Origin of the sequence: Massilia scottii (assembly GCF_030846495.1) — a bacterium.
GTDB lineage: Bacteria > Pseudomonadota > Gammaproteobacteria > Burkholderiales > Burkholderiaceae_D > Telluria_A > Telluria_A violaceinigra.
Map to the genome: position 1 here is coordinate 29,119 of NZ_JAVCWM010000014.1, position 14,094 is coordinate 43,212.

Consider the following 14,094-nt stretch of genomic DNA (forward strand, 5'->3'; position numbering starts at 1 on the left):
TAGGGTTTCAAGAGTTTCCCGCACGAACCGTTAATAGTGCTGAAACCCCGGTCATGGGGGCACGAGAGTGAAAAGATGCAAGATAACAGCAACTTGTCCGTATTGGTAATCGACCCGAACCCGGGCATGCGCGGCAGCCTGCAGAACATGCTGGTGCAGTCCAGCATCACGAAAATCGAATTTGCCGTCAACGCCAGCACGGCGATCAAGCAGGTCGGCAAGCGCAGCTATGACCTGATCCTGTGCGAATACGACCTCGACGGCGGCGGCGGTGGCGGCAGCGACAACGGCCAGGATGGCCAGCAGCTGCTGGAAGACATGCGCCATCACAAGCTGATCGGCCTGTCGACCATTTTCATCATGATCACCTCGGAGGGCGTCTACAGCAAGGTGGTCAGCGCCGCCGAACTGACCCCGACCGACTACATCCTCAAGCCGTTCACGGTGGACATGCTCAGCGGCCGCATCAACCGCGCCATCGAGCGCCGCGCGGTGTTCCTGCCGACTTACAACCTGATCGCCCAGGGCAATCTGCGCGAGGCGATCAGGTCGGCCGCGACCGGCGAAGCGACTCACCCGCGCCATGTGGCCGATTTTGCAAGGCTGCGCGCCGACATGCATGTGACGCTCGACGAACTGCCGCAGGCCGAGGATATCTACAGCGGCATCCTGGCCAGCAAGTCGATCGGCTGGGCCAGCCTGGGCCTGGCGCGCGTGCTGTTCGCGCAGGACAAGATTGAAGAAGCTGAGAACGTTGTCACAAAGCTCATCGAGGACAACCCCAAGTTCATGGCCGCCTACGATCTGCTGGCCAAGTGCCACGAAATGAACGGCGCCGCCTATCGGGCCCAGAAGATCCTGGAAGAAGCGGTGGCGATTTCGCCGCACATGGTGCGCCGCCTGCGCCGCCTGGGCGAAGTGGCGCTGGAAGCGGGCGACGTGGTGGTGGCGGAAAAATCGTTCAAGCAGGTGGTATCGCGCTCCAAATACTCCGAATTTCGCGACCCGGAAGACCATGTCAAGCTGGTCAAGACCCTGCTCAAGAAAGGCGACACCAACCAGGCCGGCAGCGTCATCCGCGACATGGAAAAATCCCTGCGCGGCAATGCCGCCATCGATGCCTGCAAGTCCATTTCGGTGGCGCTGCTGCATGAGTCGGCCGGCAATACCTCGGCCGCGGTGACGGAACTCAATGCGGCGGTGGCGGCGGTACGGCTGTCCAAGGGCTTGTCGAGCGAGCTCAAGATCGACCTGGCGCGCACCTGCCTGTCGAACAGGCTCGACAATGCGGCGGCGGAAGTCATGCTGACGGTCATGAACGACATCGACAGCGACGTCTCGATGCAGGATGCGATGAGCGTGTTCGTCAAGGCGGGCCGGCCCGATCTGGCCGAAGGCATGAACTCGCGCCTGATGACCCAGGTGCAGGAACTGCTCGACCTGGCGGCCGAGAAAGGCAATATGGGCGATGTGAAAGGCGCGGTGCAGACCCTGCTCGAAGCGCAGCATATGGCGCCGAAGAACGTGCAGGTCATGGTGGCGCTGGCCAAGGCGATCCTGCGCCAGCTCGAAGACCTGGGCTGGGACCATCCGCTGGCCGAGACATGCAACACCCAGATCGACGCCATCCGCAAGATCGACCCGGCCAATCCGCTGCTGCCGGGCCTGACCGAGGATTACCACAGCGCCCAGCGCAAGTACGGTATTTCGACCTGATTTCGCGCCACCGGGCGACGACCCGCACGGGCCAGGCGCCCGTCGCATGCCCGCTGCCTGCCGGCGTCTTGACGTTTTCACAGGGCCGCAGCGCGACGCTCATCCGGGCGGCGCTATCTCGCGCAAGGCCGGCGCGCTGCCGAAAGCCGGCTTCTTGACCACCGACAAGCTGCCGTCGGCTTCGAGCACGATCGCCTGCACCTGCTCGAACCCGGCGACGCCGTGCTGGCGCAATGCCGCCAGCATATCGTCGCCGGTCACGCGCTCTCGGCGCATTGCCACGTCGAGGGTGCGGCCGTCCCACGCCAGCAGGACCGGACGCGACGTGATCAGGGCGCTGAAGCGGCGCGACCTGGAAGCGAGCGCGGCGATAACATATTGCAGGGCGACCAGCAGGGCCAGCGCGGCAACGCCGGTGGCCAGGCTGACACTGCTGTTGACCAGGATGGCCGAGAGCGTCGAGCCGAACGCAATGGTGATCACGAGGTCGAACGCACTCATCTTCGACAGCGTCCTGCTGCCGCTGATCCTGAGCATGAAGATCGCGCACACATACGCCGCGCTGCCGGCGATGGCCATGCGGGCGATGCTCTCCCAGCTATCAAAGTACATGGTCTCTCCTTTGGCGGCCAGGCATCGGCGTACGCGACGGTGCCGTCCGCAAGGCGCAGGCTGCGTAAATTGTACCGCTCCGGCGCGCGTCGCCGCCGCGCAGGCTAGCGCCAGAACCGCGCCACGCAAAAAAATACCTCCCGGCCGGGAGGCACAAGAACGAGCCCGAGGAGGACCGTCCACCATATGGCACAAGTGTAGCGGACGACACTTAGCCATCCCTTAGCATGCGCCGCCACCGGCGCGCTGGCGGACGCGTTGTTTTCGCCGCTCGAAACGGGCGACGCCAGAGTCGATGTTGAACGATCATGACGCTACCGGCAGCACCCGCAATGACTAACGATGAGCGCCAGAGGCACGCCATGCAAGCACATCTTTCCGTCGCCTACGACCGCTTCCAGCAACTCGCGGCCGACGCCATGCTGCTGCTGCCGGGACTCGGCATCGCGCTCGTCGTGTTCGTCCTGTTCCTCGGCATCGCCCACGGGACCAGGCTGCTGGTACAGCGCGTCAACGCCAGGCGTTTCCATCACAACCTCGTGCTGGTGCTGGGCCGCGTTTCCCAGTGGGGCATGATCCTGCTGGGCTTGTTGCTTGCCATCACCATCGCTTTTCCATCCTTCACCCCGGCCGACCTGGTCGGCGCGCTTGGGATTACCGGCATCGCCATCGGCTTCGCCTTCAAGGATATCTTCGAAAACTTCCTCGCCGGGCTGTTGATCCTGCTGACCGAACCTTTCAGGATCGACGACCAGATCATTTTCGGTGCCTTCGAGGGCACCATCGAGAAAATCGAAACCCGCGCCACCATGATGCGCACCTACGACGGGCGCCTGGTGGTGATTCCAAACGCGGAACTATTCAAGGGCACATTCATCGTCAATACGGCCTGCCCGACCCGGCGCCTCGAATACGACGTCACGATCGGCAACGGCGACGACCCCGCAGCCGCCAAGAAAGTCATGCTCGGCGTGCTGGCCCGCCTGCCCGGTATCGAACCTGAGCCTGCCCCGGACGCGCTGGTCATCGATTACGCCGACTTTGGCGTCAAGGTGCGCTTGCGCTGGTGGATCAAGCCGCCCCGCCGCGCGGACGCGCTCGACATCAGGGACCAGGTCCTGTGCGCCGTGAAAGCGGAATTGACCCGTCAGGGGATCGACCTGCCCTACCCTACCCACCAGGTCCTGTTCCACGACCAGACAGAGTCCTCCGACGGCATCCGCGACCAGCAGCGCGAGGGCTGGCCACCCAAGCCGGCACCGGGCGGCGGCTGAGAAGATATCGGCGACCGCTGGCCAGTTCCGGCGCCTGCCCTGGCGCCAGCGGCCGTCGTACCGGCGCCACGCATGCCGGTCATGCGCGGCCGCGATGGTTCGTTCGCGCAGCCGGGCAATAAGCCCTGGCTGTTCGAGCAACTGCTTGCGACTCCGGCATCCTGACGGGCGATTAGAAAATGCGGATGGCGGCGATCAGGTGCGGCACGACGGTCACGTCAGCGCCCATCTTACGCCGTATCCGGTCAACGCAATCTCCCGGCAAGGCGGCAACATCCCTGGGCGGCATGGTGGTTTCTCGCAGCTATGCCTGGCGCCAGGCAACGCCATGCAACGCCATGCATCATGCACCTTGTTCAACAGCGCTTCAGCACTCGCGCGCCAGCGCCCCGCTCTTGCATGGCTTCGCATTGGCGGGCGTGTGCAGTTTGAAAGCCGGCTCCTGCCTTGCGTTTGTCTTGGCCGGCGCCGGTTTGGTTTTCGCCGCCGGCTTGGTTCCCGGCTTTGTTGCCGGCTTGGTTACAGGCTTTGTTACCGGCTTTGGCGCCACCTTGGCCTTGACGCCAGGTTTGGCAGGCGCCACGGCAACCGGCTTCTTCTTCGCGGCCGCTTTCGCCGCCACCGGCGGCTGGTTCTGCTTCGCGACTGGCTTGACCGGTGCAACAGGTGCTTTCGGCTTGACCACCGGCTTTTTCGGAACGGCCGCAGGCGGCTTGGCCTTGACGTCGGGCTTGGCCGGCGTCGCCTTTTTCACCACCGCGGCGGCAGGCGAATGCGCAGGTTTCGGCGCGGGTACAGGCTCGACAGGCTGTTTGACAACCGGCGCGGCTGGCTTTTCGGGCTCCGGCGGCAAGATCACCAGCGGTGGCACCGGATCCGGCGCGGGCGTGATGCGGCCCGGCGGCGGCGACGTGTTGTCCGGCACTGGTTCGGGCACTGGCGGAGGAACCGCAGCGGCCGGCGGCGCCTTGACCACAGGCTTGGCCGACGCCGTGGCGTCGGCCTTCGCACTCATCGCCACGGCATGCATGGCATTGTCGACCTTGCGTTCCGAATACAACCAGAACCCGGCGCCGACGAGCGCCGCCAGCGCAGCCACACTGCCGCCCCAGGCCACCGCCGCGCCGATCCAGTCGCCCGCAGCCGGTCTCTCCTGCGGCGCGATACCCAACAACACCGGCGGACCATCCGGGTCCGCAGGCGCAGAGGCAGGCTGAACCGTCTCGGGAGGTACTGGCGGCGCAGCTGGTGCCGGCTCGTTTTCCGGCACCAGGCTCGGCTCTACCCGCCGAGGTCCGTCTTGCTCATGTGATTCCAAAATACAACCCTTATTGATCTGACACTAAATTGTGTACCAAACCATAAGTGTAGCCAATTTCACAAATTTTTGGAGCACGAATCTCCAAATCCGCCTCCACCCGGCGTTTCGATCACGAACAGATCGCCCGCCGCCATCTCGGTTTTGCCGATATGCGCAAGCATCTCGACGCTGCCGTCGGCCCGCACCACGCTGTTCACGCCGCATGCACCGGGACTGCCGCCAGCCATGCCGAACGGCGCATGGATGCGGTTATTCGACAGGATGGCCGCGGTCATCGGCTCCAGGAAGCGCACCTTGCGCACCCCGCCGTTACCGCCGTGCCAGCGCCCTGCCCCGCCCGAGCCGGGACGGATTTCGTAGCTTTCCAACCGCACCGGGAAACGGAATTCCAGGATTTCCGGGTCGGTCAGGCGCGAATTGGTCATGTTGGTCTGGACCACGTCGGTGCCGTTGTAGCCCTCGCCGGCGCCGGAACCGCCCGAAATGGTTTCGTAATACTGGTATTTGGCATTCCCGAAGGTGAAGTTGTTCATCGTGCCCTGCGAGGCGGCCATGACACCGAGCGCGCCGTACAGCGTGTTGGTGATGCAGGTCGACGTTTCCACGTTCCCCGATACGACCGACGCCGGATAATGCGGATTGAGCATCGAGCCCGGCGGAATGATCACCTTCAGCGGTTTCAGGCAGCCCGCGTTGAGCGGAATCTCGTCGTCCACCAGCGTGCGGAACACGTACAGCACCGCCGCCATGCACACCGCCGAAGGCGCGTTGAAGTTGTTGGCCAGCTGCGGCGAGGTGCCGCTGAAGTCGATGGTCGCGCTGCGCGTGGCCTGGTCGACCCGAATGGCAACCTGGATACGGGCGCCGTTATCGAGGTCGGTGGTGAAGTCGCCGTCTTTGAGCGCCGTGATCACGCGCCGCACCGCTTCTTCGGCGTTATCCTGCACGTGGCCCATGTAGGCCTGCACGACGGCCAGGCCGAAGTGCGCGACCATCTTGCGCAGTTCGTCCACCCCCTTCTGGTTGGCCGCCACCTGCGCGCGCAGGTCGGCCATGTTCTGGTCGGGATTGCGTGCCGGGTAGCGCACGCCGCTCAAGAGAGCGCGCGCTTCCGCGTCGCGCAGCAAGCCATCGGCGCCGTCGACCAGCTTGAAGTTATCGATCAACACGCCTTCCTGTTCGATGAACACCGAGTCCGGCGGCATCGACCCTGGCGTGGTGCCGCCGATGTCGGCGTGGTGGCCGCGTGAGCCGACGTAAAACAGGATCGCGGCGCCCGCCTCGTCGAACACCGGCGTAATCACCGTCACATCGGGCAGGTGGGTGCCGCCGTGATACGGGTCGTTGAGCATGAAGACGTCGCCCGGACGCATCTTGCCGGCGTTCTCGGTCATGACGGTCTTGATCGATTCGCCCATGGAGCCCAGATGCACCGGCATGTGCGGCGCATTGGCGATCAGGTTGCCGGCGGCATCAAAAATCGCGCAGCTGAAGTCCAGCCGTTCCTTGATGTTGACCGAGTACGCGGTGTTCTGCAGGCGCAGCCCCATTTGCTCGGCGATCGACATGAACAGGTTATTGAAGATCTCCAGCATCACCGGGTCGGCCGTGGTGCCGATGGCGCGCCGCGCGGGCAGCGCTTCGATCCGGGTCAGCACCAGATGGTTGTGCGGCGTGACTTTCGCCTGCCAGCCCAGTTCCACCACGGTGGTGGCATTGTCCTCGGCGACGATGGCCGGGCCCTTGATCACGTCGCCCGGACGCATGTCGGCGCGCTTGTACAGGCCCGTGTTATGCCACGAATCGGCGCCGAACATGCGCACCGTCTCGCGCGCCTTGAGCGGCGCCGCGCGCGTGGGCAGCAGCGCCAGGTTCTCGGCCGGCGCGTCCGATGCGCCGATGGCTTCGACCGACACCGCCTCGACCACCATCGCCTTCGACGGCATCAGGAACGAGAAGCGCTTCTTGTAGGCCGCCTCGAACTGGTTCTTCATGCGCTCGGGATTGTCGAACAGGACGATGATGGCCGAATCGGTGCCTTCGTAGCGCAGGTGAACGCGGCGCACCAGGCGGATGCGCGAGGCGGCCACGCCCTGGTGCGTGAGTTCGCGGGTCAGGCCTTCACCGAGGCCGTGCAGATAGCCGGCCAGCATATCGGGCGTGGTATCAAGCAGGCGCAGTTCGACCGCGCGCTCGCGCATGGCGCGCTGGTCGGCCAGGCCCATGCCGTAGGCCGACAGCACGCCAGCCAGCGAGTGCACGAACACGGTCTTCATGCCGAGGGCGTCGGCCACCAGGCAGGCGTGCTGGCCGCCGGCGCCGCCGAAACTGGTGAGCGCATAGTCGGTCACGTCGTGGCCGCGCTGCACCGAGATCTGCTTGATCGCGTTGGCCATGTTCCCGACCGCGATCTGGATGAAGCCTTCGGCCACCTGCTCCGGTGTTGGCGTGACGCCGGTGGCAGCGCCAATCTTTTGCGCCAGCGCGAGGAATTGCGCGCGCACGCGTTCCGGGTCGAGCGGCTGGTTGGCATCGGGGCCGAACAGGCGCGGGAAATGCGCGGGCTGGATTTTGCCCAGCATGACGTTGCAGTCGGTGACCGCGAGCGGCCCGCCGCGCCGGTAGCTGGCCGGCCCCGGATTGGCCCCGGCGCTGTCCGGGCCGACGCGATAGCGGCTGCCGTCGAAATGCAGCAGCGAGCCGCCGCCGGCGGCCACGGTGTGAATGCTCATCATCGGCGCGCGCATGCGCACGCCCGCAACCTGGGTCTCGAACACGCGCTCGAATTCGCCCGAAAAGTGCGACACGTCGGTCGAGGTGCCGCCCATGTCGAATCCGATGACCTTGTCGAAGCCGGCCAGCTGGCTGGCGCGCGCCATGCCGACGATGCCGCCGGCCGGTCCGGACAAGATGCTGTCCTTGCCCTGGAAGGCGCGCGCGTCGGTCAGGCCGCCGTTCGACTGCATGAACTGCAGGTTCACGGTGGGCATTTCGGCGGCCACCTGGTCGACATAGCGGCGCAGGATCGGCGAGAGGTAGGCGTCGACGACGGTGGTGTCGCCGCGCGCGACCAGTTTCATCATCGGGCTCACCTCGTGCGAGACCGAGACCTGGGTGTAGCCGATGGCGCGGGCGATGCGCGCGCAAGCCGCTTCGTGCGCGGTGTAGCGGTAGCCGTGCATGAAGACGATCGCCAACGAGCGGGCGCCGTCGTCATAGGCTGTTTGCAGGGCGGCGCGGGTGGCGGTGTCGTCGAGTGGCGTGAGCACGTCGCCGTGGGCGCCCATGCGCTCGTCGATTTCCACCACGTGGCTGTACAGCAGTTCCGGCAGCACGATATGACGATCGAACAATTTCGGCCGGTTCTGATACGCTATGCGCAGCGCGTCGCGAAAGCCGCGCGTGATGGCCAGCGCCGTGCGTTCGCCCTTGCGTTCGAGCAGTGCGTTGGTGGCGACGGTGGTGCCCATCTTCACGGCCTCGATGGCCTCGACCGGAATCGGATCGCCGGGCCGCAGGCCAAGCAGGTGGCGAATACCGGCGACGGCTGCGTCGCTGTATTGCTCCGGATTTTCGGACAACAATTTATGGGTCACCAGGCTGCCGTCGGGCTGACGCGCCACGATGTCGGTAAATGTGCCGCCGCGATCGATCCAGAATTGCCAATCCATGTGCCGTCCTTAAATGTGTTTGGAATGGCGCATATTGTAGTGCCCAACCCGAAATTTTAGTCGCAGCGTATTGAAATTGGCACAATATTGGTGCCTTTGCAACGGAGTTATGATGAAATCACTGTACAACGTGGCCGAAATCCGCAGTATCGAACACACCATGGCGGCGGCCCTGCCGGCCGGTACGCTCATGCAGCGCGCCGGCGAAGCGGCCACCAGCGCCGCGCGCGACATGCTGGCCGGGCGCAAGGTGCTGGTGCTGGCCGGCCCGGGCAACAACGGCGGCGACGCGCTCGAAGTGGCGGCCAACCTGGCCGGTGCCAACACCGATCTTGAGGCCGATGTCACGGTGCTGCATCTTCCCGGCGCGGCGGCACCCTCGCCCGAAACGGCGCAGGCGCTGGCCCGCGCGCGCGCCAGCAAGGCGCAGTTTGTCGATACCCTGCCGCTCGGGCGCGACTGGGGCCTGATCGTCGATGGCCTGTTCGGCATCGGACTGGCGCGCCCGCTGGCTGGCGAAATGCGTTCGCTGGTCGAGACCATCAATGCACTCGGACGGCCGGTACTGGCGCTCGATGTACCGAGCGGACTCGATGCCGATACCGGCGCCGTGATCGGCCCGGACGGCGTCGCGATCCACGCCACGCGCACGATTACCTTCATCGCCGACAAGCCCGGGCTGCATACGTATGAAGGGCGCGACTACGCCGGCCAGGTGCAGGTGGCGCCGCTCGGCATCGATCCGGGCCAGCGGCCGCCAGCCGGGGCGCGCCTGAACGAGCCGGCGCTGTTTGCGCGCCATCTCGCGCCGCGCCGGCATAGCAGCCATAAAGGCAGCTTTGGCGACGTGGCGGTGATGGGCGGCGCGAAAGGCATGGCTGGCGCGCCCTTGCTGGCAGCACGCGGCGCCCTGTTTTGCGGGGCCGGGCGGGTGTTTGTGGCCGCCATCGACCCGGTGACGGCAGTCGATTTCGCCCAGCCCGAAATCATGATGCGCGACGCCCAGGAGTTCGACAGCGGCGACGCCACGCTCGTGATCGGGCCGGGCATGGGCGATTCGGTGACCGCCATGCGGGTGCTGTTCAAGGCACTCGAAGGCAAGGCGCCGCTGGTGCTCGACGCCGATGCGCTCAATTTGCTCGCGTCCAGTCCGGACTTGCAGGGACGGCTGGCGCAGCGCGAGGCGCCGGCGATCCTGACGCCGCATCCGCTGGAGGCGGCCCGCCTGCTGGGCGTGACCAGCGGCGTCGTTCAGGGCGACCGGCTGGCCGCGGCGCGCGAACTGGCATCGCGTTTGAATGCGGTGGTGGTGCTCAAGGGATCGGGCAGCGTGATTGCGAATGCCAGCGGCGCGGCGGTGATCAATCCGACCGGGAACGCGGGATTGGCCACGGCGGGCAGCGGTGACGTGCTGGCGGGGATCTGCGGCAGTTTGCTGGCGCAAGGGTGGCAGGCGTGGGAGGCGGCGCTGGGCGCGGTGTGGGTGCATGGCGCGGCGGCCGACCGGCTGGTGGCGCAAGGGAGCGGGCCGATTGGATTGACCGCGGGGGAATTGCCGGTGGCGGCGCGCGCGGTGCTCAATGCACTGGCGCGCTGAGGCGCCGCTTCGTCAATTCGCTACACCTTGCTCCGTCGTTCCTGCCATTGGCAGAAACGACGGATTATGGTTCGGTAGCTAACGGAAACCGCTAGACCTAGACCAACCGTCCACCCGCAATCGTAATCGTCCGTCCACAACGCGCCGCAATCGACGGATCGTGCGTCACCAGCACCAGGGTCGAACCGCGTTCGCGGTTCAATTCAAACATCAGCTGAATCACCGCTTCGCCGGTGGCGGCATCGAGGCTGCCGGTCGGCTCGTCGGCGAACAGCAGCGGCGGCTCGGTAACGAACGCGCGCGCCAGGGCCACGCGCTGCTGCTCGCCGCCGGACAGAAACTTCGGATAATGCTTCAGGCGGCTCGACAGCCCTACCCGTCCCAGCATTGCCGCCGCCTTTTCCTTGGCGTCGCTTTCGCCGCGCAATTCCATCGGCAGCATCACGTTTTCCAGCGCATTCAAGTGCGCCAGCAACTGGAACGACTGGAATACGAAGCCCAGCTTGGCCTTGCGCAGGCTGGCGCGGCCATCTTCATCGAGCGCGAAGATATCGTCGCCGGCGAGGATCACCTTGCCGGACGATGGCGTGTCCAGGCCGGCGAGCAGCCCGAGCAAGGTCGACTTGCCCGAACCGGACGCGCCCACGATCGCGAGCGTCTCGGCCGGTTGCACTGTAAAATCCACACTGTGCAAAATGGTGAGCTCGCCGCTGGCGTCGGCCACCCGTTTCGACAGGCCGATCACCTCGATCGCCGCCGGCGCCTTTGCATGGTCACTTACGTAACGATTGGAAGAGTCAGGAATGTCACGCATGCTTGTTTATCTCAAAAAATGGTCTGTTTGCGGGCTGCTGATGATGGCCGCCTCGGCGAGCGCCTATTCTGCACCAAAAACCGTGCTTGTGCTGGGCGATAGCCTGTCCGCCGAGTATGGACTGAGCCGCGGCGCCGGCTGGGTCGCGCTGCTGGAGCAGAAGCTCAAGGCCGAAAAAATCGACGCCGCCATCGTCAACGCCAGCATCAGCGGCGAAACCACCAGCGGCGGGCGCGCGCGCCTGCCGGCCCTGCTCACCCAGCACAAGCCCGACATCGTGGTCATCGAACTGGGCGCCAACGACGGCCTGCGCGGCCTGCCGGTGGCCGCCGCCGAAACCAATATGCGCACCATGATCGAGCTGGCGCAAAAGAACAAGGCGCGCGTGCTGCTGGTCGGCATGCGCATCCCGCCCAATTACGGACGCGATTACACCGAACGTTTCTTCGGTATGTACAAGTCGCTCTCGACCCAGTACAAGGCGCCGCTGGTGCCGTTCATGCTCGACGGGGTGGCCGACAAGCCGGCGCTGTTCCAGGCCGACCGCCTGCATCCGAACGCCCAGGCCCATCCGGTCATCCTGGCGAACATCTGGCCTCACTTCCTCGCACTGGTGAAAGCCCGATGAAATATCCCGCCATTGAGAATTTTGCGTCGCTGCTGCCGCAGCTCGACCAGTTCGACTGCATCATCGACGCGCGCAGCGAGTCCGAATTCGCCCTCGACCATCTTCCCGGCGCCATCAACTGCCCGGTGCTGAGCGACCCGGAGCGCGTGCGGGTGGGCACCATGTACAAGCAGATCAACGCCTTCGAGGCCAAGAAGGTCGGCGCGGCGCTGGTGGCCAAGAACATCGCGCGCCATATCGAAACGCTGTGGCTGGATAAACCGAAGGAATGGCGTCCGCTGGTGTATTGCTGGCGTGGCGGCAACCGCAGCGGCTCGATGGCGCTGATCCTGGCCAAAATCGGCTGGCCGGCGGTGCAGCTCGATGGCGGCTACAAGGCGTACCGCGCGCATGTCAGCGCGGCGCTGCTGGAAACGCCCGTGCCGGAATTGAAAGTTATTTGCGGCACCACGGGCAGCGGCAAGAGCCGCCTGCTGCAGGTGCTCGACTCGATTGGCGCGCAGGTGCTGGACCTGGAACAGCTGGCCGCGCACCGCGGCTCGGTACTGGGCAATCTGCCGAGCAAACCGCAGCCGTCGCAAAAGATGTTCGAAACCCTGATCTGGGAAAAACTGCGCCGCTTCGATCCGGCACGGCCCGTGTTCGTGGAATCGGAAAGCAAAAAGGTCGGCCAGTTGCGCGTACCCGACGCGTTGATGAACAAGATGCGGCAATCGTCCTGCGTGTCGTTGATGCTGTCGCGGCCGAACCGGGTGCGCCTGCTGATGGAAGACTACGAGCATTTCACCGAGAGTCCGGACACGCTCAATACGCAGCTCGACTGCCTGACGCTGCTGCACGGACGCGACAAGATCGACAGCTGGCACGCGCTGGCCAGCGGAGGGCAGATGCCGGTACTGGTGGACGAATTGCTGTCCGCGCATTACGATCCGGCTTACCTGCGCTCGATCGACCGCAACTTCATCCAGGTCGGCAAGGCAGAGGTGGTGCAGCTGGACGATATCGGCGAGGCGGATTTCCTGGCCGCGGCGCACCGCTTGCACGCCGCGTGAACAACCTTTGACAACTGGACCGCATGAGCACACCGCGTAACCTGAGCAGCACGCCTGCCGAGATGGAATACCACGTCAGCGACGCCGACACCAGCGTCGCTTTTCCCCTGCGCCGCTATGCGGAAGAGCCGGACAGTTCGTTCAATCAGTACGAACTGCTGACCATTCCCCGCTATCAGCAAAAATGCCTGCTGCACCGCTTCGGGCGCGGCGACTCGCTCGACAGCATCCGTGCCTGGTTCCTGGATGACATGCTGCCTACCTTGCGCAGCACGCAGGAAGCGAGCAAGAGGCTGTTCCCGGAGCACGACGTGCTGATTGATTCGGGCGAACCTTGGTCCCTGCTGTGGCTGTTTGCCTTCGTCTGCTTCGACGACAAGGGCACGGAACTGGCGCGCGCCGACGCCTGGTTCACGCGCGAGGACGGCCCGGTGTTGTTCGACATGATGCTCAAGGCATTTGTTCCATCGACGTCGTACGCCAAGGAATACGATCCAGCGTTCTCGGAGCCGAACGACGAAGCGGTCATCGACGCGCTGCTGCTGGACGAACCAGCGCGCACGCGGGCACTGGAAGCATGCATGCGCCAGTGGCCGAAACTGATGAAGCCATCCGGCTACCGTGAAGCCCCGGCCGCAGGCAAACATATCTTCCTGCATTTCCCGTTCGAGATTGCGCTGGCGGTGTGTGCCTACGATATCGACGACAGCACCTTCCGCGACCTGCCCTACTATCCGCGCGAGCTGGTCGATTATTACCGTGAACACATGCGCGGCAAGCGCGATGCGTGGCGCGCCACGGGTGTGGGCGCGGGTCCGGAAATTCCTCCTTCGCCGCATCTGCAGCCGAAAAAAGTCTACACCCTCAAGCCTGCCGAGGCGTACGTGCGCTGGCTGGAGCTGGCCTGCAACGAGCAGGCCGACATCATCACAAAGGCGCACAAGGGGCTGAAAAAGCGCAAGAGCATGCCGGCGCTGTGCAGCGCGATGGAGGTGCTGGCCGGGCTCGGTTACGGCGCGCAGGCGGACCTGAAGGACGATGCCTCGCTGGCCGACCATGTGGTGGCCATGTGCGCCGCGCGCGGCTTACCCGCGTTCACGCCACCGCCGCCACCACCGGAGGGCCCGGCCCGCATCAGCAAGATCCTGTCGGCGTTGCAGGCATGGGCGGCCGGGCAAGGCCAGCAGTTGTTCGTCCTCAACGACGACGATGACGACAACTGGAACGCGCTCCTGGTGCGGGCCGATGCGAAGGATGAATTTGCGCTGCTGTGCGAACAGTTGTCGCTTGAGGTACTTGACGAGGATGGCTGGAGTTAGGCGCGGCCCTTGCGCTCTGTAGGCGAGGCCCGCACGGAAATCATGACGCTTGACTGGTGATGTCGGTCACCTATGCCCCGGTCTAAGAAC

10 protein-coding genes are annotated in these 14,094 nt (G+C 65.0%); 6 read left to right on the forward strand and 4 right to left on the reverse strand.

The features are described 5' to 3' along the window. The first annotated feature begins 93 nt into the window (after window positions 1-93). On the forward strand, window positions 94-1,716 hold the full coding sequence (locus tag RBA41_RS19795; protein ID WP_306625983.1) for a tetratricopeptide repeat protein: 1,623 nt from the start codon (window positions 94-96) through the stop codon (window positions 1,714-1,716). Window positions 1,717-1,815: 99 nt separating this feature from the next. On the opposite strand, the gene RBA41_RS19800 is transcribed toward RBA41_RS19795, so the two are convergent. Then, window positions 1,816-2,328, reverse strand: coding sequence for a DUF421 domain-containing protein (locus tag RBA41_RS19800; protein ID WP_306625984.1), 513 nt, complete (start codon window positions 2,326-2,328; stop codon window positions 1,816-1,818). Window positions 2,329-2,690: 362 nt separating this feature from the next. On the opposite strand from RBA41_RS19800, the gene RBA41_RS19805 reads away from it, so the two are divergent. Beyond that, a complete protein-coding gene (locus RBA41_RS19805) occupies window positions 2,691-3,602 on the forward strand; it encodes a mechanosensitive ion channel family protein (RefSeq protein WP_306625985.1) in 912 nt (303 codons plus the stop codon). A gap of 367 nt (window positions 3,603-3,969) precedes the next feature. Here RBA41_RS19805 and RBA41_RS19810 read toward each other — a convergent pair whose 3' ends face one another. Both RBA41_RS19810 and RBA41_RS19815 read right to left on the reverse strand, forming a co-directional pair. Then, window positions 3,970-4,779, reverse strand: coding sequence for a hypothetical protein (locus RBA41_RS19810; protein WP_306625986.1), 810 nt, complete (start codon window positions 4,777-4,779; stop codon window positions 3,970-3,972). A 200-nt stretch (window positions 4,780-4,979) separates the two neighbouring features. Beyond that, window positions 4,980-8,594: a hydantoinase B/oxoprolinase family protein gene (locus RBA41_RS19815; RefSeq protein ID WP_306625987.1), complete on the reverse strand. Its 3,615-nt coding sequence runs from the start codon at window positions 8,592-8,594 to the stop codon at window positions 4,980-4,982. A 112-nt stretch (window positions 8,595-8,706) separates the two neighbouring features. On the opposite strand from RBA41_RS19815, the gene RBA41_RS19820 reads away from it, so the two are divergent. Next, on the forward strand, window positions 8,707-10,191 hold the full coding sequence (locus tag RBA41_RS19820; RefSeq protein ID WP_306625988.1) for an NAD(P)H-hydrate dehydratase: 1,485 nt from the start codon (window positions 8,707-8,709) through the stop codon (window positions 10,189-10,191). 97 nt (window positions 10,192-10,288) lie between these two features. Here RBA41_RS19820 and RBA41_RS19825 read toward each other — a convergent pair whose 3' ends face one another. Further along, window positions 10,289-11,005 (reverse strand): ABC transporter ATP-binding protein, encoded by a 717-nt coding sequence (locus tag RBA41_RS19825; protein WP_099882717.1) that lies wholly within the window; start codon window positions 11,003-11,005, stop codon window positions 10,289-10,291. On the opposite strand from RBA41_RS19825, the gene RBA41_RS19830 reads away from it, so the two are divergent. From RBA41_RS19830 to RBA41_RS19840, 3 genes are read left to right on the forward strand one after another with little or no spacing between them, the layout of a single operon-like run. Further along, a complete protein-coding gene (locus RBA41_RS19830) occupies window positions 11,004-11,633 on the forward strand; it encodes an arylesterase (RefSeq protein WP_374709572.1) in 630 nt (209 codons plus the stop codon). The two genes, RBA41_RS19825 and RBA41_RS19830, sit on opposite strands and share 2 nt — an antisense overlap. Next, a complete protein-coding gene (mnmH, locus tag RBA41_RS19835; protein ID WP_306625990.1) occupies window positions 11,630-12,685 on the forward strand; it encodes a tRNA 2-selenouridine(34) synthase MnmH in 1,056 nt (351 codons plus the stop codon). The genes RBA41_RS19830 and mnmH overlap by 4 nt, the downstream gene beginning before the upstream one ends. A 23-nt stretch (window positions 12,686-12,708) precedes the next feature. After that, window positions 12,709-14,004: a PoNe immunity protein domain-containing protein gene (locus tag RBA41_RS19840; protein WP_306625991.1), complete on the forward strand. Its 1,296-nt coding sequence runs from the start codon at window positions 12,709-12,711 to the stop codon at window positions 14,002-14,004. Window positions 14,005-14,094 lie beyond the last annotated feature (90 nt).

Coding starts and splice junctions, on each gene's coding strand:
- RBA41_RS19825 (WP_099882717.1), bottom strand. CDS start 11,005: ATGCGTGACATTCCTGACTCTTCCAATCGTTACGTAAGTGACCATGCA.
- RBA41_RS19815 (WP_306625987.1), bottom strand. CDS start 8,594: ATGGATTGGCAATTCTGGATCGATCGCGGCGGCACATTTACCGACATC.
- RBA41_RS19820 (WP_306625988.1), top strand. CDS start 8,707: ATGAAATCACTGTACAACGTGGCCGAAATCCGCAGTATCGAACACACC.
- RBA41_RS19830 (WP_374709572.1), top strand. CDS start 11,004: ATGCTTGTTTATCTCAAAAAATGGTCTGTTTGCGGGCTGCTGATGATG.
- RBA41_RS19840 (WP_306625991.1), top strand. CDS start 12,709: ATGAGCACACCGCGTAACCTGAGCAGCACGCCTGCCGAGATGGAATAC.
- RBA41_RS19805 (WP_306625985.1), top strand. CDS start 2,691: ATGCAAGCACATCTTTCCGTCGCCTACGACCGCTTCCAGCAACTCGCG.
- RBA41_RS19800 (WP_306625984.1), bottom strand. CDS start 2,328: ATGTACTTTGATAGCTGGGAGAGCATCGCCCGCATGGCCATCGCCGGC.
- mnmH (WP_306625990.1), top strand. CDS start 11,630: ATGAAATATCCCGCCATTGAGAATTTTGCGTCGCTGCTGCCGCAGCTC.